Consider the following 18,704-nt stretch of genomic DNA (forward strand, 5'->3'; position numbering starts at 1 on the left):
TGGATACATGCCCTGTTGACAAGTCTTGGGGTAAAAAGATTGTTAAACACAACATAATGTTGCTGATTTCTCAAATTGCATGTTTTTTTACAGTTATCCACATTCTCCACAATTAATGCACCTTTTATCCACATCCAACTGTGCTTTTGTGGGTAATTTGTGTGTATAACCATTTTTATCCACAGAAACGCTAATGATAAGCTGTATATCATTAGCGTTTTAAAATTTTAGATCATTGATTTTATGAAATCTCTAAACAGCGGGTGCGGTTTGTTCGGTCTGGATTTAAATTCGGGATGTGCCTGTGTAGCCACATAAAAAGGATGATCTTCAACTTCCACCATCTCCACCAGCACCTTGTCCGGTGAAATTCCACTGATGATCAGACCCTTCTCTTCAAGATTTTCGCGGAATTTATTGCTGACTTCATATCTGTGTCTGTGCCTCTCAAGAATGGAATCGGCACCGTAAGCACTGTAGGCTTTCGTTCCCCTTTTTATGGTACATGGATAAAGTCCAAGTCTCATAGTGCCGCCTTTTGTACTTATGTCCTTTTGATCCTCCATTATATCGATAACGGGATACGGCGTGTTAGGATCGATTTCCGAGCTGTTGGCACCTTTAAGGCCAGCCACATTTCGGGCAAATTCTATTACCGCTATCTGAAGTCCCAGACAAAGTCCCAAGTATGGAACCTTGTTTTTTCTGGCATATTTTGCAGCTGCAATTTTGCCTTCGATGCCTCTTTCTCCAAAACCGCCTGGAATAAGTATTCCGTCAACGTCCTTAAAATATTCACTGGCATTGTCATCGTTCACGTCTTCGGAATGGATCCACTTGATCGTAACTTCACTGTCGTTGGCTATACCGCCATGCTTGAGCGCTTCTACCACCGACAGGTAGGCATCGTGAAGTTCCACATATTTTCCCACCAGGGCGACTCTCACGCTCTTGGAAAGATTCTTTGATCTGTCAACCATTTCCTGCCATTCCGTCAAGTCAGGTTCTTGGCATGAAATATTCAGCTTTTCACATACAAAATCAGCCAAACCTTCTTTTTCAAGAAGCAAGGGAACTTCGTACAATTCCGATGCGTCCATGTTCTGGATCACGGCTTTGCTTTCCACGTTGCAAAAGAGACTTATCTTGTCTTTGATAGAAGAATTTACTTCTTTTTCAGATCTTAAGATTATAACGTCCGGCTGGATCCCCAAACCCCTCAGTTCTTTAACAGAATGCTGCGTAGGTTTTGTCTTTAGTTCTCCGGCCATTTTCAAGTAAGGTAAAAGCGTTACGTGAATGAATATTACGTTTCCTTGACCAAGTTCATTCTTCAACTGTCTGATAGCTTCCAGAAAAGGCAGGCTCTCGATGTCTCCTACCGTGCCTCCGATCTCGGTTATTACCACATCAGAGGAAGTCTTTTGTCCTACTCTTAAAATGCTTTCCTTGATCTCATTGGTAATATGGGGGATAACCTGCACAGTTCCACCCAAGTAATCACCTCTTCTCTCTTTTGAGATGACCGACCAATAGATCCTTCCGGTGGTTACGTTGCTGTCCTGTGACAGGTTCGTGTCGATAAATCTTTCGTAATGTCCCAAGTCAAGATCCGTCTCAGCTCCGTCATCGGTAACAAATACTTCTCCATGCTGGTAAGGGCTCATTGTGCCCGGGTCGTAGTTGATATACGGGTCAAATTTTTGAATCGAAACCTTAAGTCCTCTTTCCTTCAAGAGTCTTCCCAATGATGCGGCGGTAATTCCCTTGCCCAGGGACGATACCACACCTCCGGTAACAAATACGTATTTTGTGCTCATCGACTAACCTCCATATTTATTTTTTAACTGTAGCTTTTTTCGTCCTTTATCATAAAAAAATATTTTATAACATAAACATTCGCTTGTAAATACCTAACTGGTGATTTTTTTGAATCCTTCTCCTAAAACTTCATAGACATCACCCAAAATGACAAATGCGTGAGGATCTATCTCTTTTACAAGATCCTTCATCTGAGATACCTGCGCCCTGTGGACTATGCAGTAAACCACGCTTCTTTCAGAACCGGTGTAGGCACCTTTTCCGTTGAGAATAGTAGCTCCTCTGTCCAGCTCGGTCATTATGCCCCTGGAAATCTCTTCAGATTTTTCAGATATGATGTAAAAAGCTTTTGCATAACTGATACCCTCCTGCACCAAATCGATCACCTTCATGGACAAGAACAGGGTCAAAGTTGAATACATTGAAATTTCTATGTCTTTGAACACTATCCCTGCAAATACGACCACCATGGAATCTATGATCATAAGCCAGGTTCCAATGGAGATCCCTTTAAAAAACTTGTGAAGTATTGAGGCCAATAGATCTGTTCCTCCGGTGGTCCCCCCAAATTTAAATACAACTCCTATTCCGGCTCCCAATATGACACCACCAAAAACCGAGGCCAGAAATACATCGTGGGTAAAGGGCGGCGTTCTCATAAACAAGTCGATATTCAACGAGAATAAAATCGTCCCGAAAAAAGTCTTGATCCCAAATCTTCCACCTAAAAGTTTAAAGGCAATATAGAACAAAGGTATGGTAAAAATCAATGTCATCAAACCCACGGGGTATCCTGTCAAATGATAAAGCACTGTGGCCAAACCACTAAATCCACCTGGCGCGATCTTATTGGGTACACTGAATGAGTTGAATCCAAATGCCATTATCATTGTGCCCAATGTTATCCCCAAATAGCTTTTTATTTCTGTTTTAATGGGCTTTAGCCGTTCAGTCAAATAGATCACCTCTCAAATTTTGTTTTTCTCCGATTTAACATATCTTTTTATAGAGATAATATCTCGTTTCTTTTTATATATATCTTTGGTACCCTTTCCTTGGTCATGCAAGTGATTTCGTAATTGATGGTCCCCATGATTTCTGCAATTTCTTCAATTGGAACGCCCTCACCGTACAGACACACATCCTGACCTACAACAAAACCATCGGATCCTGTTATGTCGATCATTGTCTGATCCATGCATATGGTGCCGACAACAGGATAAAAATCACCGTTTATCCATACTCTGGATCTGCCGGACAGAAGACGGCTGTATCCGTCTGCATAGCCTACAGGCAGTGTTGCTATAAGCCTGTCTCCATTTGCGATGAATTTTCTTCCGTAACTGACGCTGTCTCCCGACCCGATGCATTTTATATGGGCAATCTCCGTTACGAATTTTTTTATCGGAAAAATCTCGATATTGTTTTTTTCCACTTCATCAGATGGATACATTCCATAAAGTATAATGCCGGGCCTTACCATGTCGTATTTGCTTTTTGGCAAATCCAAAATACCGGCGCTGTTTGCCATATGCTTTATGGGTATGTGCAAGCCATTGGATTCCAACAATTGAATCAGCTCATCAAATCTTTCCATTTGAAGCATTGAAAAGGACTTGTCCTTAGAATCCGATTCTGCAAAATGGGAAAATATCCCCTCTACTTCAATGTTTTTCAGCGACGCTATCTTCATGACCGATCCTGCGGCCTCTTTGGCCTTAAATCCAATCCTTCCCATGCCCGTATCTATCTTGATGTGGATTTTTGTCTTTCCCTTTGCCGCTCTGGAAAGTTCTTCGGCAAAATCCAGTTGATAGACCGTTGGAGTTATCTTCCATTCAAGGATCTTCTGGATATGACTTTTAGGTGTGTAACCCAAAACTAGAATGTCGGTGTCAATAGAATTCTTTCTCAACTCAATTGCTTCGTCGTCTACAGCCACGCCAAATATGCGGGCTCCGGCTTCCACTAAAGCCTTGCTGCACTCCACCGCTCCATGTCCATATGCGTCGGCCTTTACTACAGGCATCACTTCCACACGGGCCCCTGCGTGATTTTTGATCCTGTTATAGTTTTCGATCAAAAGATCCAGATTTATTTCACATCTGGTGGGTCGGCAGTTCAATTGTATCTTCTTTGGATCCACTATATCTCACCCAACATTCCTTCAATTATGATGCAGGATTTAATTGCCGATTCTTTCATGAATTTTCCATAATCCACTTCTACTTCTTCATTGGCTTTATCTGATATTGCCCTGACCACCATGAAAGGGATTTCGTTCAAACTACACACATGGGCTATTGCTCCGCCCTCCATCTCCACACAGTATCCTTTAAATTCCGAATGAAGAAAATCCTTGGTTTTGCTGTCTCCCACCGCTTGATCTCCCGTCACGATCCTTCCCTTGAATGTTCTAAAAGATTTGCTGGATTTTTCACAGGCCTCCAAAAGACTTTTGTCGGTTTTGAATACGCTGCACTTTAGACCTGGAACGATTCCTCTGGGATCTCCGAAAATCGATGCATCTATGTCGTGTTGAATCAATTCGGTGGCAAGGACAATGTCCCCGACATCCAAATCCGGATGTAATGCTCCGGCTACTCCACTATTTATTATGGCCTCAACTTCAAATCTGTCGATCAAAATTTGGGCACACATGGCTGCATTTACTTTGCCTATTCCAGACTTTACCAATACTATTTGTTTTCCAGCCAGGGTCCCTTCGTAAAAAACCAGGGTGGCTATCTCCCTGACATCAGCTATAGTCATTTTTTCCTTGAGCATCTGTATTTCTGTCTCCATGGCTCCAATGATTCCGATTCTCACAAGCAATTCCTCCAATTTTATATTATCGTTAGTATCCACACAACAAAAGGTATCGTGATCATGGATAATGTGGTGGTTATAAAAGTGCCTTCAGCTGCAAGTTCTACGTTGTTGTCATAGGATTTGGCTATGATGGAACACAAGGCAGCCACAGGCATTGCCATTATGACCACGGGAACTCCCAGTATTATGGGATCCGACACAAAAGGTTTCAATATCATCAACAATACCAGTGGTATCAGCAGCAGCCTGAAGAGAGCCACCACATAAAGTTTTCCTTTTAAAAATATGCCCCCAAACGTTACTTCAGACAAAGATGCACCAATGAATATCATGGACAATGGAGTGGTCATGTCCCCTATCATCGATAAAGGTTGATTTATCATTCCGGGGATCTTTATTGAAAATATAAAAAACATCATGCCGATGATCGTGGCTATCAAAGCCGGAGATACCAGTTGTCTGGCTTTGAAGGAACCTTTTTCCTTTTGCATTATGTATACCCCAAGTGTAAATACCAATGCGTTGAAAGGCAGATTGAAGACAGCTCCATAAAATACAGCTTCCTGACCGAATATTGAATTGAGAACGGGAAAGCCCATGAAGGCGGCGTTTGAAAATATCATCATAAACTGATAGACGCCTTTGTCCGGACTGCCGGACTCCCCCAAAAGCCTGGGGATCAGAAAAGCAGCCAAAAACTGTATGCTGTACGCCACCAGGGCAGTACCCAGGATATATCCAAGCCCTGCCAGCCTGTCCCAGGAAAATGTCAGCTGCATTGAAGTCAAAAACATCGCAGGCATCGTAACATGTGTGATGAATTTCGGGATATTGTCCGCCATTTCTTTTGTCATTATTCCAATCCGTCTGGAAACAAATCCGGTGATCCCCACAATAAACAATGTGAATATCGCTAAAAAAACATTATAAAAACTCATTAAGCTCTCCTATACTCTTTAATTGCACAACACTCCTTATTATCTCATTAATGGGTTCAAAAATAAAGAGTTCACAGTCGCTGAATTTCAGAATTTGATTTCTTTATAAAAATCTGGTATAAAAAAACTATAAACCAGAAGGGGGCTAAAAAAATGACCGTACATATCGGCGCCAAAAAAGATGAAATCGCAAAAACGGTTTTAATGCCCGGCGATCCGCTGAGGGCAAAGTTTATTGCCGAGAAATACTTAAAAGACTTCAAGCAGGTGACCTCCGTCAGAGGGATGCTGGGTTTTACCGGAATCTACAAGGGAAAGGAAATTTCCGTCATGGGATCCGGTATGGGCATGCCTTCCATGGGGATATACTCATTCGAGCTGTTCACCGAGTATGATGTGGACAATATCATCAGAGTTGGATCATGCGGTTCATTTCAGGAAGATGTGAAAGTCAGAGATGTGGTCATTGCCATGGGGGCGTGCACCAACAGCCGCTATGCTTCCCAGTACGACCTGCCCGGCACATTTTGCCCCACGGCAAGTTACAGCCTCTTGTCAAAAGCGGTTTCCGTTGCAGAAAAGTTGGATCTTCCCGTAAAAGTGGGGAATATTCTCTCCAGCGATATTTTTTACGATGACGATCCCGACTCATGGAAGAAATGGGCCCGTATGGGAGTCCTTGCTGTGGAAATGGAAGCTGCCGCACTTTACATGAATGCGGCAAAACTCAAAAAAAATGCACTGGTCATACTTACTGTAAGCGACAGTCTGGTCAGCGGAGAATTGACGACTTCTGAAGAAAGAGAAAAAACATTTACCGACATGATGGAAATTGCATTGAATTTGGCATGATCAGACCCCGGGAATTTTCCCGGGGTTTTAATTTATCTCTTGATATCCATTTCGATCCGTCCGTCTTTTACTTCCACTATCCTGTCCGCTTTTTCTGCGATCCTTCTATCGTGGGTTATTATCACAAACGTGGTCTCCAATTTTTCATTGATATCCCTTAATATTTTATAGACAGTCTCAGTTGACTCGGAGTCCAGGTTGCCCGTGGGCTCGTCGGCTAAAATTATATCCGGTTTGTTCATAAGCGCCCTGGCAATTGCAGTTCTCTGCTGTTGTCCACCTGACATGTTGTTTGCCATGTTTGTCTTTACTGCAGACAACCCCACCATGTCCATTATTTCGTTTGCCCTGTCCTCGATTTCTTTCGTGATTGGTCCTCCTTTGATCCTGTGGGGCATCAAAACATTTTCAAAAGACGTAAATTCAGGCAGAAGATAGTGAAATTGAAAAATGAATCCCAGTGTCTTGTTTCTTAGTACTGCCAGATCCTTTTTACCGAGAGCGCTGGTTTCATTTCCCCCGATGAAAACTTTTCCCGAAGTGGGCTGATCAAGCGTGCCTATGATGTTCAACAATGTGCTCTTACCGCTGCCTGAAGCCCCAATGATGCTGTTAAAGCTTCCTTTTTCAAAGGACAGGTCGATATCGAAAAGGACCTGGGTTTTTATCTTTTCACCGTATACTTTATTTATTTTTTCCAATCTAATCATGTCAGCCATTTCTGATCACCTCTATGGGGTTAAGCTTCAATGACTTTCTTGCGGGAATTAGCGAAGCCAGTAAACAGGCCAGTACGGCTATCCCGCCGGAGAGTGCAATGAAACCGTAATTTATGTAAAGTGCTATTATAGGGCTTCCGTCCGGATTGACGGCAAATTTTGTAAATGCCACTGATAGGCCCAATCCCAAGGCGACGCCCAATGCGGCGCCAAACACTCCAAGCAAAAGTCCTTGAACCAGAAAAATCCTGCTGGCTGTTCCGTCTTTTATCCCCATGGCTTTGAGTATACCGATCTCCTTTGATTTTTGCATTACCGTTATGGCAAGTACACTGGATATCCCCAGTATTACCGATACCATCACGAATACCTGTATCATAATGCTGGAAATGCTTTGGCCGTTGAGCCCGCTTAGCAGTTCCTGATTTTGATCCTTCCAGTTTTCAACGACGATTTTTTCGTTGTCGATCAGTTCTTCTATTTGACCCCCGATGGTGTCCGCCAAGAATACATCTTCCACCTGCATTTCGATTGCAGTCACACTCTTATCCAAGCCAAACAGCTCCTGCGCAGTATCCAAAGTCGTCAAGATCCATGTTGCATTTATATTTGCCACTTTAAAATCAAAAAATCCGGATATCCGATATTTTTCCGTTTTCCCTTCAGCTGTAGCAAGTTCGATCTCTTCTCCAAGCGCTAGATCCAACTCATCTTTCAAGGTCTCTCCCACCATTACTTCTCCCGGATCCGGCATGAAACCTTCCATTATTTTTTCGTTAAATGAGTATATGCCCTCCGCATCATCAAACTGAAACCCCCTTACCAATACCGAGTCTCCGCGGTCCTCTCCCAGAACAAATGCAGGACCATCCGCCGACGGGCTAAGAGCCCTTATGCCTTCTTGATTTTGTTCTATTTCATTGAATATCATTTCCCAATCCTCGATATTATTTTCTCCTCTTGCAGGTCTGACTGTGATCTGAGAAGAATTGCCAATGGTGGTGTCGACAAGATCCTTCTGCAATCCCTGTATCAAAAGGCCTATAAAGACCTGTACCGAGACGCCGATGGCAATACCTGCCACGATCAAGATGGTCTGACCCAGACTAAAGCGAAGAAACCTGGTTGCGATCTTAAATGAAAACATTTAATATTCGCCCCCTTCCAAAAGGTTTTTCAGCTCATTAAAGCTCGACACATAGCCATCCACGTTGAAATCCTTTTTGATGTCATCCACCTTGGTGAATCCATATCCACCTACAAAAATTTTAAGGTTTTCATCACATTTTTCTCTCATCATATCGATGGTTTTCTTTGCTGAAACCAAGTTATAGGGATTAGTCACGCTGATTGCAATTGCATTTAAATTCAAATGCTCAGCGACGCGGATAAATTCGTCCTTCGGAGTGCTGTTTCCTACAAATACCACATCCCAATTCAGTAATGTAAAATAATCCGACACTATCCTGGCTCCCATGTCGTGATACTCCCCATCGGGGCATATCACCGCCACCTTTTTGTCAGGTGGAGTTGAATGATTTTTGCTCCTTTCAGCGAGCACCCGAGAATACAATGACTCGATGATCGTCCTGGCTATTCCGCTTCTTACATGTTCTCTCCAGACACACAGATTCTTTTCGTCATTGTGGCATTCAATAGAGTTCATGGTCCTTGCCAAAATTTCTTCATAAAATTCCACAATGGTGACTCTATGCTTGTCGATCAAAGCAAGTGCAAATTCGATCGCTTCGTTCTTTGATTCAGTTTCAATAAGTTCCCTGAATTTGTTGTAGAATGCTTCCATTCTCTGTCCCACCTTTCCTTTTGCCATCGTAAACTAGTATAAACTTACCCTGTGTTTTTAAAATTCAAACCCGGGTCAGTAATTAAATTAATATGTTTTTAATATTGGGATAATGGGTATCTAATGGTTTGAGGATACAATTGAAACAAATATTAAAAGGGGATGTAAAATATGAAAAAGTTATACAAAAACAAGGCCGACGGAATGATATCAGGAGTATGTCAGGGCGTGGCCGAGTATTTTGACATAGATCCTTCCCTGGTAAGGATCGTCTGGGCGGTTTCTTTTTTCTGGGGAGGCATAGGCTTGTTTCTCTACATAATCATGGCCTTGATCCTACCGGATAAAAGCACACTTGATTTTACCGACTACAAGGTAAAACCACTGGATGATGAACAATAATAAAACATAAGAGCCGGATCATGTGATCCGGCTCTCTATATGTCTGACTTTTGTCAGATACATACTACTCGATTTACATTGTCAGTTTTGAAAATCTTTTCAAAAATTCTTCCATTTTTGCTTTTATCACATTGCATCCGCCTTCAATGTCAGATTCAACATTTACAGCCATAACAGGATCGTGAAGAGAAAGTCTGATCAAAACCCAACCTTCTTCTTTAGAACAATTTACCCTTACTCCCTCATAATTGGGCTCCACCAAGGTCCATCCTTCAACTGTCTCTACATAGGATCTGAATTCATCCAAAACCGAATTGCCGTAGGCCTTGAAATCTTCCTCCTTGATTTTCAATCTGAACTCCAAATCTTCCAAAGGTTCTTTAAGGTCGGATATCAAGTCTACCAAGGTTTTTCCCTGTTCCTTGAGCTTGGCGAATTTTATCAGAACTTTTGTCACCAGATACGCTCCGTCGTCAAGGAAGTAGTTTTCCTTGAAAGCGCAGTGTCCGCTGGTTTCCATGGCCAAATGGCTGTCTGTTCCTTCATTGTTCAACCTTATGGATTCATTGATGACATTTTTGTATCCTCTCTGGAATCTGTGGTGCTTGCCTCCCAGGCTTTCAATAAAGTCTGTTAGCCCTTTTGAAGTTATGGAATCCGTTACGATGGTGGTTCCCGGATCATCTTCCAAAACTATGGCAGACATCAATGCCACCAGGGCATTTCTGTTGATGGATCTTCCCGAACCGTCAACCACTGCCGCACGGTCCACATCCGTATCAAATATTATTCCAAGATCCGCGCCACTTGTGATGACCGCATTTTGAATAGCATCCATGGCCTTTTGATTTTCAGGGTTGGGTTCATGATTTGGAAAATTCCCGTCGGGCTCCAGAAATACACTTCCTTGCGTATCTGCTCCCAATGGTTGAAGCACTTTCTCCGCAAAAAATCCTCCCGCGCCATTTCCAGCATCAAGAACGATCTTGTTTCCCTGGAATGGTTTTTGCATACCGGTTTTTTCTCTGATCAAATCTACAAGACCCTGCGCATATCTGCTGATAAAGTCGAATTCCACTATCTCGCCGGTCTCTTTGTCGTCAAAAGTCAAATTTTCCGCCAATTCTAAAATTTCCGTTATATCTTTTTTATCGGCTCCGCCTTCTTTAGTAAAGAACTTTAGCCCGTTTCTGTTAAAAGGCAGGTGACTGGCAGTGATCATTATCCCGCCGTCTCCATCGACCACATCGTCTTTTGTAGCCATGAACATTGCAGGGGTCGAAGCCATTTTGCAATCATATACTTTTCCACCAAGAAGATATATCCCTTCAGTCACACCTTTTAAAATTGCCGGACCGGACAATCTGCTGTCCATCCCCACGGCTACTTTAAGTTTGTTCTTTCCAGTTTTCTTTTTCAGCCAGATATAAAATGCTCCGCTGATTTTTTTTGCTATTTCCGGAGTAAGATTTACTTCCTCGCCGACTATTCCTTCCAATGCAACTCCTCGTACATCCGAACCATTTTGAAGTTTCGCAAGACTCATGGTATCATTCCTCTCGATTGGTTTATAATTGTATTATATAACGTTTGCAGTATTATTCAAACGTGAATACGGTTTCATTTTTTCACGGGCAAGTTATTTTTTTCTCTTGACAGCAATTTAACATGATGTTAGTATTTAATCAATTGAATATCAATCTTCGGGGCAGGGTGTGATTCCCTACCGGCGGTAAAAGTCCGCGAGCCTAACGGCTGATCTGGTGCAATTCCAGAACCGACAGTATAGTCTGGATGAGAGAAGGTTTGTATAGAAGGTCAAAAATGCGTTATTGCACTACGCCTCTTGCGAATATTTAGCTTCGAAGTTAATTTCTTCGAAGCTTTTTTATTTTTTTAAGGAGGAGACCATGAACAGGGATTTTATGAAAAGGGCCCTTGAAATAGCAGCTTTGGGCGTGGGCAAAGTCAACCCCAACCCTTTGGTCGGAGCTGTAATCGTCAAGGACGATAAAATAATAGGCGAAGGCTATCATCAAGTTTTTGGCGGCAATCATGCGGAGATCAACGCTATTGCAAGTGCAAATGGATCTTTGGCCGGCTCAAGCATGTACGTCACTTTAGAACCGTGCTCACACTACGGAAAAACGCCACCGTGCGTCAATGCCATTATGGAAAACGGGATAAGGGAAGTGTACGTGGCCATGGAGGATCCAAATCCGTTGGTTGCAGGAAACGGTCTGAAAATTTTAAAGGAAAACGGCGTTTTGGTCCATACGGGCCTGATGAAAGAAGAAGCCTTAAGGCTCAACGAAGTTTTTGTCAAATTCATTACCACGTCAACTCCCTTTTGCGTCATGAAGACCGCCATGACCTTAGACGGAAAAATTGCATGCCATACGGGAGATTCAAAATGGATAACCAATGAAAAATCAAGGCGCTTCGTGCACGAATTGCGCAATAAATATTTGGGTATCATGGTCGGCGTCGGCACAGTTTTGACCGACGACCCTTCACTGACCTGCAGATTGGAAAAAAACGCAAGGCAACCCCGAAGAATAATCGTGGACTCCAATCTCAGGATCCCCCTTCATTCCAAGGTCCTGAACGATGAACAAGCAAATCTGACGATCGTGGCCACTCTTAAAGAAACCGATACAGATAAAGTCAGAGCCATCGAATCAAAAGGCGCCAAGGTAATATTTGTCAAAGCTATGGATGGAAAAATCGACCTTAAGGACCTGATGTTCCTTCTGGGCAAGGAAAATATCGACGGAATTCTTTTGGAAGGCGGAGGGACGCTTAACTTCAGCGCACTTAAGTCCGGAATAGTCGATCGGGTCATGAGCTTCATTGCACCAAAAATAGTCGGAGGTGCTTCTGCGCCAACGCCTGTCGAAGGCAGGGGGATCGATTTGATGAACGATGCCATACAGCTGGAAAATATAAGAACAGAAATATTTGATGAAGATTTTCTGATCATCGGGGAGGTTAAAAAATGTTTACAGGATTGATCGAAGAAATCGGTGAAATAATTGAAATCAAACGAGGCACCAGTTCCGCAAGGATGAAGATCCGTGCCGAAAAGGTTTTAGAAGACGTAAAAAAAGGTGACAGCATCGCTGTAAACGGCATCTGCCTGACTGTCACATCTTTTGACAAAACTTGTTTTTATGTAGACGTCATGCCCGAGACTCTTAGAAGAAGCAGCCTTAAAGATGTCCAAGGGACCGGGAAGGTGAATCTTGAAAGAGCCATGTTGATGGGCGGACGCTTTGGCGGACATATCGTTTCAGGCCACATTGACGGCACCGGCAGGATAATATCAAAGATCCGTGAGGATAACGCTGTACGGATAAAGATCCAAGCCGAAGAAAACCTGCTGAAATACATAATCAACAAGGGCAGCGTGGCCTTGGACGGAGTGAGTCTTACCGTGGCTTCCCTGGGCGGCGAATGGTTTGAAGTTTCCATCATACCCTTGACGGGAGAAGATACCATTTTATTGAACAAGCGGCTGGGGGACTTGGTAAACATCGAATGCGACCAACTGGGAAAATATGTGGAAAGACTGATGGGTTTTAAAAAAGAGAATGTTTTAGATCTGAATTATCTGATCGAAAACGGATTTTAAATTTAAATATAAAGAAAATTTCAAGGAGGAAAATTATGAAATTCAATACTATTGAAGAAGCTTTGGAAGATATAAGGGCAGGAAAAATGATCGTCGTTGTAGACGATGAGGACAGAGAAAACGAAGGCGATCTTTTAATGGCTGCAGAGAAGGTCACGCCTGAAGCCATAAACTTTATGGCGACCCACGGACGGGGTTTGATTTGCACCCCAATGGAAAAACAGAGATTAAAAGATTTGGGAATAACTCAAATGATCCACAACGTTTCCGACCCTAAGGAAACCGCATTCACCGAAACTGTTGATGCCATAGGCACTACTACAGGTATTTCTGCCGGAGAGCGGGCATTTACCATACAAAAACTTCTTGCTGCCGATACAAAGCCCCAAGATTTTACAAAACCCGGACACGTGCTACCACTCGCTGCACAGGACGGCGGAGTATTGGTTAGGATGGGCCACACTGAAGCGGCCATCGATTTGCCAAGACTTGCAGGTCTTTATCCTGCAGGAGTTATCTGCGAAATCATGAACGACGACGGAACAATGGCAAGAATCCCCGATTTGGAGCACTACATCAAAAAGCACGATTTAAAAATCGTCACCATCGCCGATTTGATTGCCTACCGAAAGATCAATGACTCCCTGGTTGAACGAGTGACCGAAGCCAAAATGCCCACCCGTAACGGAGAATTTACGGTGATCGGATACAGACATAAAATCACAGGTGAAGAACACATAGCTCTGGTCAAAGGTGACATAGCCAATACAGATCCCGTGTTGACAAGAGTACATTCCGAGTGTCTTACAGGAGAGGTTTTCGGTTCTCTAAGATGCGACTGCAAGGATCAATTCGATGCGGCGGCCAGAATGATTGAAAAAGAAGGAACTGGAGTTTTGGTTTATCTTCGCCAGGAAGGCAGGGGCATTGGACTTCTCAACAAGCTTAAGGCCTACGCCTTGCAGGACGAAGGGCTCGATACGGTTGAAGCCAACGTGGCTCTTGGCTTTGCACCAGACTTAAGGGATTATCATACAGGGGTGCAGATTTTAAAAGACCTGGGTGTAAAAAACATCAAACTGATGACCAACAATCCGGAAAAAATAGCCAATGTAAGCTGCTATGGGATAAATGTGGTGGAAAGGGTTCCAATTGTAATTGAGTGCAACACCAACAACGAGAAGTACCTTAAAGTAAAAGAAGAAAAAATGGGACACATATTTTAAATTAGGAGGAATTGAAGATGAAGGTTTTTGAAGGAAAATTAATATCAGAGAAAAGCAATTACGGTATCGTGGTCGGTAGATTCAATGAATTTATCGGTTCAAAGCTACTGTCCGGAGCTATTGACGGACTTGTAAGACACGGTGCAGAAGAAGAAAACATCCACGTAGCTTGGGTTCCCGGTGCTTATGAGATCCCTCTGGCTGCAAAAAAGATGGCCAAATCCGGAAGATACGATGCGGTGATCACCCTTGGAGCGGTGATAAGAGGATCCACCCCTCATTTTGATTTCGTCGCAAACGAAGTGTCAAAGGGAGTTGCCAGCGTTTCTCTTGAAAGCGATATCCCCGTAGTTTTTGGAGTACTGACTACAGATTCCATCGAACAGGCCATTGAACGCGCAGGCACCAAAGCGGGAAACAAAGGGTACGAAGCGGCGGTCACTGCGATTGAGATGGTCAATCTTTTAAAAGAAATATAAACATGATGCCGGATGTAAAAACCATCTTCATGGATTTTGACGGTACTTTGCACGAGACCTTAAAAATCTATAAACCGGCCTTTTGTAAAGCTTATGATTTTTTAGTGGATCAAGGCGTTGCCCAAGAACGAAGCTGGAACGATGGAGAAATCTCAAGATGGCTCGGCTACACTGCCGGAGACATGTGGAATAGCTTTATGCCAGATTTGGATCCCGACATAAAAAATCGGGCAAGCCTCATCATCCGGGATGAAATGCACTCCCAGTTGATTGCCGGCAACGGCAGTCTGTATGAAGGTACTGAACAAGTGCTGAAAACACTGGTCTCAATGGGTATTACCCTGGTCTTTTTAAGCAATTGCCGCAACTCTTACATGGAAGCCGTAAAAGAAATATACGGATTGGATAGATATTTCAAAGAATTTATCGCCACCGAATCCTGGGATTTCAAACCAAAGTATCAAATAATCAAATCTATAAAAGACAGTTATCAAAAGGAGCTTTTAGTAGTTGGTGACAGGATCCACGACGTTGAAGCAGGGTTTCTTAACGACATAAAAGCCGTAGGATGCACCTACGGATACGGCTCAAAAGAGGAATTGTCACTTTCCGATTTTAGAATTAATGAGATAATTGAGCTATTGGATATTATATAGCAAAGGAGGCCACCCTTTTGGACGGCCTCCTTGTTTATTTATATTGCTTTTATTACTTTTATCCCCGTATCGTGTCCGTTGATGTTTTGTGTTTCCAGTTCTTCTTTGCCAAGCAGGATTTCATCTGCCAGGGTTTCTGATTTTATGAAATCTTCAAACTTGCTTATACCTTTTGACACTTCTTCATCGGCATTTATGTGCAATACGATCCTGTCCAATACGTCAAGACCGTTTTGCTTTCTCAACTGCTGTACTTTTGATACGATTTCTCTTGCGTATCCTTCAAAGGTCAGTTCGTCAGTAAGGGCAGTGTCAAGAATGACAAATACATTGTTTTCCATCTGTACGTTGAATCCCTCTTTTGCGCTGATCCTTACATCCAGGTACTCTTCCTTCACTTCCGTTGCTTCCCCATCCATGTCTATAGTGGTGGATCCATTTTCTTTTATAGCCGTAACCACTTTTTCAGCGTCGGACTGAGCCAGGGCCTTGGCTAAAAGTTTTACCTTCGGTCCAAATATCGGTCCTGCCACTTTGAAATCCGGCTTCAAGCTGAAATCCAAAAATTCGTTCAGGCTTTCCTCAAAGCTTACATCCTTGATGTTTAATTCTTCCTTGATCAACGGTACAAGATATCCTATTGAATCTTTGTATTTTCCGTCTACTAAAATCTTTTGCAGGGGCTGTCTTACTTTTATCTGGGCTTCTTCCCGGGCAGCTCTTCCAAGACTAACCAGAGTCCTTACCCTGTCCATTCTCTCTTCCACACCGGCATCCAGAAGGCTTTCATCGCATTTGGGGAAATCAGCCAGATGTACGGATTCTTTCCCTGTCAGGGTGGTATAAAGTTCTTCGGAAATATAAGGAGCAAAAGGCGCTATCATTTTTGAAATGCCTGTCAACACTTCATATGTGGTATTGAACACGGCTTTTTTGTCTTCCGTCATTTCCTTTGCCCAGAATCTTCTTCTGTTTCTTCTGATGTACCAGTTTGACAAGTCTTCATTTACGAATTCCTGGATCTTTCGCACTGCCCTTGTCAGGTCGAATATTTCCATCTCTTCCTGCACTTCTTTGATCAGGTTGTTGTATTTTGACAAGACCCATCTGTCTATTTCAGGTCTTTGCGCGTACTCTACGAAAAACTCGTTTGGATCGATAGAGTCGGTGTTTGCATACATCGCAAAGAACGCATAAACATTCTTGAGTGTGTTGAAAAATTTGCTCTGAACTTCTTTTAGTCCCTCTATGTCAAACTTGGTAGGTGTCCAGGCTGGTGATACGTACAATAGATACCATCTGAGAGCATCTGCCCCATATTTGTCGAATAGCTCAAAGGGATCAACTGTATTTCCTCTTGTCTTGGACATTTTTCTTCCTTCTGCATCCAAGATCAGATCATTGACCAATACCCTCTTATATGCGGATTTCTTCATTATAAATGTAGAAATGGCGATCAATGAATAAAACCATCCTCTGGTCTGATCGATGCCTTCGCAGATAAAGTCAGCTGGGAATTGCTCTTCGAAAAGTTCCTTGTTTTCAAATGGATAGTGATATTGTGCAAATGGCATTGAGCCCGAGTCAAACCAGCAGTCTATTACATCGCTTACCCTGCTCATGGTGCTTTGACATTTGGGGCAAGTTATATGTACGTCATCAACGTATGGTCTGTGAAGTTCTATATCCACCGAAATATCTTCGATTGCTTTATCCTTTAATTCTTGTCTGCTGCCTATAGATTCAAGATGACCGCAATCGCATCTCCAAATATTAAGCGGCGTTCCCCAGTAACGGCTTCTGGAAATAGCCCAGTCATTCAAGTTTTCCAACCAGTTTCCAAATCTCTTTTCCCCTACATAATCTGGAAACCAATCTACAGAATCGTTGTTTGCGATCAACTCGTCCTTGATTTTTGTCATCTCTATATACCAGCTTGGCTTTGCATAGTAAACCAGCGGTGTCTTACATCTCCAGCAGTGTGGATAGTTGTGTGCGATTTTTTCTTTTTTGAACAGCTTGTCTTCTTCTTTGAGCCATTTGATTATCTCTGGATCAGCATCCATTACGAACATGCCCTTCCAAGGCGTTTCAGTGTACTTGCCCTCTTCGTCCACAGGATTGAACACCGGCAGCGAGTACTTTCTTCCTACCTGATAGTCGTCCTCTCCAAAGGCGGGAGCTATATGAACGATACCTGTACCGTCATCAGTCGTTACATAATCGGCACATGTAACGAAAAATGCCTTCTGTTCCGTTTTCAAAAACGGCATAAGCTGCTCATACTCCATGTGTTCAAGCTTGGTTCCGTCCATTTCTTCCAGGATCTCAAACCCTTCACCCATGACCTTGCCCAAAAGCTCCTTGGCCAATATATAGGTTTTACCTTCATAAGATGCCTTTACGTACACAGCTTTCGGGTTTACGGCAAGGGCAACGTTTGAAGCAAGTGTCCAAGGAGTGGTCGTCCAAACAAGGAAATACTCGTCCTTGTCTTTTAACTTCATCGGAACAATTACCGTAGTAGTCTTTATCTCTTGGTATCCCTGTGCAACTTCGTGAGAAGCCAGACCAGTTCCGCATCTTGGACAATAAGGCAGTATCTTGTGGCCTTCATAAATCATTCCGCCATCAAAAAACTGCTTTAAAAGCCACCATACAGTCTCAATATAGTCGTTGTCCAAAGTAATGTAAGGATCTTCCATGTCGACAAAATAACCCATTCTTTTTGTCATCTCTCTCCACTGGGCTTCGTATGTAAATACAGATTCCTTGCATTTTTTGTTGAACTTGTCCAGTCCGTAATTCTCTATCTCCGGTTTGCTGGAGAGATTAAGCGCTTTCTCTACTTCGATTTCCACAGGCAGTCCGTGGGTGTCCCATCCGGCTTTTCTTAAAACCCTATATCCGGACATGGCTTTATACTTGCAGACAGAGTCCTTCAAGGTCCTGCTTATTACGTGGTGTATGCCGGGTTTTCCGTTTGCAGTTGGTGGTCCTTCGTAAAATACGAAGTTCTCGTTTCCTTCCCTGATATCGATACTTTTCTTTAATATTTCAATTTCTTCCCATCTGTCAGATATCTTCTTTTCTCTTTCCGATACGGGCAGATTGGATAATTCGTTGAACCGTGCCATGATTTTCCTCCTGAATTCAATTTTTATCTGGTGATAAATAAAAAACACCTTCGTTCATATAAGAACGAAAGTGTTTGACTTCGTGGTACCATCTTACTTCACATCTAAAATAGATGCCTCATATTTTAACGGGTTTACCGGATCCTTTGGATCTGGCTCAGAGTTGATATTCAACAATTCTAAACTTGGCGGTCTTTCAGCCTG

The 18,704-nt window shown here is 42.8% G+C and carries 17 protein-coding genes and 1 riboswitch; of the genes, 7 read left to right on the forward strand and 10 right to left on the reverse strand.

The features are described from left to right. Positions 1–227: 227 nt before the first annotated feature. The 5 genes from IWB18_RS06090 to IWB18_RS06110 all read right to left on the reverse strand — a co-directional run bounded on the left by IWB18_RS06090 (position 228) and on the right by IWB18_RS06110 (position 5,591). Entirely contained in the window at positions 228–1,820 is a 1,593-nt protein-coding gene (locus tag IWB18_RS06090) for a CTP synthase (protein WP_195682727.1), read from the reverse strand. A 93-nt stretch (positions 1,821–1,913) separates the two neighbouring features. Beyond that, on the reverse strand, positions 1,914–2,777 hold the full coding sequence (locus IWB18_RS06095; protein ID WP_195682728.1) for a YitT family protein: 864 nt from the start codon (positions 2,775–2,777) through the stop codon (positions 1,914–1,916). A gap of 47 nt (positions 2,778–2,824) precedes the next feature. Continuing rightward, on the reverse strand, positions 2,825–3,967 hold the full coding sequence (alr, locus tag IWB18_RS06100; protein WP_332310668.1) for an alanine racemase: 1,143 nt from the start codon (positions 3,965–3,967) through the stop codon (positions 2,825–2,827). After that, positions 3,967–4,650, reverse strand: a complete 684-nt coding sequence (locus IWB18_RS06105) for a 5'-methylthioadenosine/adenosylhomocysteine nucleosidase (RefSeq protein ID WP_332310669.1) — start codon at positions 4,648–4,650, stop codon at positions 3,967–3,969. Before IWB18_RS06105 ends, alr begins: the two co-directional genes overlap by 1 nt. 17 nt (positions 4,651–4,667) lie before the next feature. Next, positions 4,668–5,591 (reverse strand): AEC family transporter, encoded by a 924-nt coding sequence (locus IWB18_RS06110; RefSeq protein ID WP_195682729.1) that lies wholly within the window; start codon positions 5,589–5,591, stop codon positions 4,668–4,670. Positions 5,592–5,744: 153 nt separating this feature from the next. On the opposite strand from IWB18_RS06110, the gene deoD reads away from it, so the two are divergent. Continuing rightward, complete coding sequence (gene deoD / locus IWB18_RS06115; RefSeq protein WP_195682730.1) at positions 5,745–6,443, forward strand: purine-nucleoside phosphorylase; 699 nt, start codon at positions 5,745–5,747, stop codon at positions 6,441–6,443. A gap of 32 nt (positions 6,444–6,475) precedes the next feature. Here deoD and IWB18_RS06120 read toward each other — a convergent pair whose 3' ends face one another. The 3 genes from IWB18_RS06120 to IWB18_RS06130 are packed head-to-tail and all read right to left on the reverse strand — an operon-like array spanning position 6,476 to position 8,993. Further along, complete coding sequence (locus tag IWB18_RS06120; RefSeq protein ID WP_195682731.1) at positions 6,476–7,162, reverse strand: ABC transporter ATP-binding protein; 687 nt, start codon at positions 7,160–7,162, stop codon at positions 6,476–6,478. Further along, entirely contained in the window at positions 7,155–8,309 is a 1,155-nt protein-coding gene (locus tag IWB18_RS06125; RefSeq protein ID WP_195682732.1) for an ABC transporter permease, read from the reverse strand. The genes IWB18_RS06120 and IWB18_RS06125 overlap by 8 nt, the downstream gene beginning before the upstream one ends. Next, positions 8,310–8,993: a cobalamin B12-binding domain-containing protein gene (locus tag IWB18_RS06130; RefSeq protein ID WP_195682733.1), complete on the reverse strand. Its 684-nt coding sequence runs from the start codon at positions 8,991–8,993 to the stop codon at positions 8,310–8,312. It abuts the gene before it with no gap. Between the two features lie 144 nt (positions 8,994–9,137). On the opposite strand from IWB18_RS06130, the gene IWB18_RS06135 reads away from it, so the two are divergent. Beyond that, positions 9,138–9,368: a PspC domain-containing protein gene (locus tag IWB18_RS06135; RefSeq protein ID WP_195682734.1), complete on the forward strand. Its 231-nt coding sequence runs from the start codon at positions 9,138–9,140 to the stop codon at positions 9,366–9,368. Between the two features lie 73 nt (positions 9,369–9,441). Here IWB18_RS06135 and IWB18_RS06140 read toward each other — a convergent pair whose 3' ends face one another. Continuing rightward, positions 9,442–10,914 carry a phosphohexomutase domain-containing protein gene (locus tag IWB18_RS06140; protein ID WP_195682735.1) on the reverse strand — a complete coding sequence of 491 codons (1,473 nt, stop codon included), beginning with the start codon at positions 10,912–10,914 and terminating at the stop codon, positions 9,442–9,444. A 149-nt stretch (positions 10,915–11,063) separates the two neighbouring features. After that, positions 11,064–11,178, forward strand: a riboswitch (FMN riboswitch). A 100-nt stretch (positions 11,179–11,278) separates the two neighbouring features. On the opposite strand from IWB18_RS06140, the gene ribD reads away from it, so the two are divergent. From ribD to IWB18_RS06165, 5 genes are read left to right on the forward strand one after another with little or no spacing between them, the layout of a single operon-like run. Then, a complete protein-coding gene (gene ribD / locus IWB18_RS06145) occupies positions 11,279–12,382 on the forward strand; it encodes a bifunctional diaminohydroxyphosphoribosylaminopyrimidine deaminase/5-amino-6-(5-phosphoribosylamino)uracil reductase RibD (RefSeq protein ID WP_195682736.1) in 1,104 nt (367 codons plus the stop codon). Then, on the forward strand, positions 12,367–13,002 hold the full coding sequence (locus IWB18_RS06150; protein ID WP_195682737.1) for a riboflavin synthase: 636 nt from the start codon (positions 12,367–12,369) through the stop codon (positions 13,000–13,002). The genes ribD and IWB18_RS06150 overlap by 16 nt, the downstream gene beginning before the upstream one ends. Before the next feature lie 35 nt (positions 13,003–13,037). Further along, a complete protein-coding gene (locus tag IWB18_RS06155; RefSeq protein ID WP_195682738.1) occupies positions 13,038–14,228 on the forward strand; it encodes a bifunctional 3,4-dihydroxy-2-butanone-4-phosphate synthase/GTP cyclohydrolase II in 1,191 nt (396 codons plus the stop codon). 17 nt (positions 14,229–14,245) lie between these two features. Then, complete coding sequence (ribH, locus tag IWB18_RS06160; RefSeq protein WP_195682739.1) at positions 14,246–14,707, forward strand: 6,7-dimethyl-8-ribityllumazine synthase; 462 nt, start codon at positions 14,246–14,248, stop codon at positions 14,705–14,707. Between the two features lie 5 nt (positions 14,708–14,712). Further along, complete coding sequence (locus IWB18_RS06165; protein WP_195682740.1) at positions 14,713–15,363, forward strand: HAD family hydrolase; 651 nt, start codon at positions 14,713–14,715, stop codon at positions 15,361–15,363. A 38-nt stretch (positions 15,364–15,401) separates the two neighbouring features. Here IWB18_RS06165 and ileS read toward each other — a convergent pair whose 3' ends face one another. Next, positions 15,402–18,500, reverse strand: coding sequence for an isoleucine--tRNA ligase (ileS, locus tag IWB18_RS06170; RefSeq protein ID WP_195682741.1), 3,099 nt, complete (start codon positions 18,498–18,500; stop codon positions 15,402–15,404). Positions 18,501–18,704: the final 204 nt, after the last annotated feature.

Source organism: Alkalibacter mobilis (assembly GCF_015594845.1).
GTDB lineage: Bacteria > Bacillota > Clostridia > Eubacteriales > Alkalibacteraceae > Alkalibacter > Alkalibacter mobilis.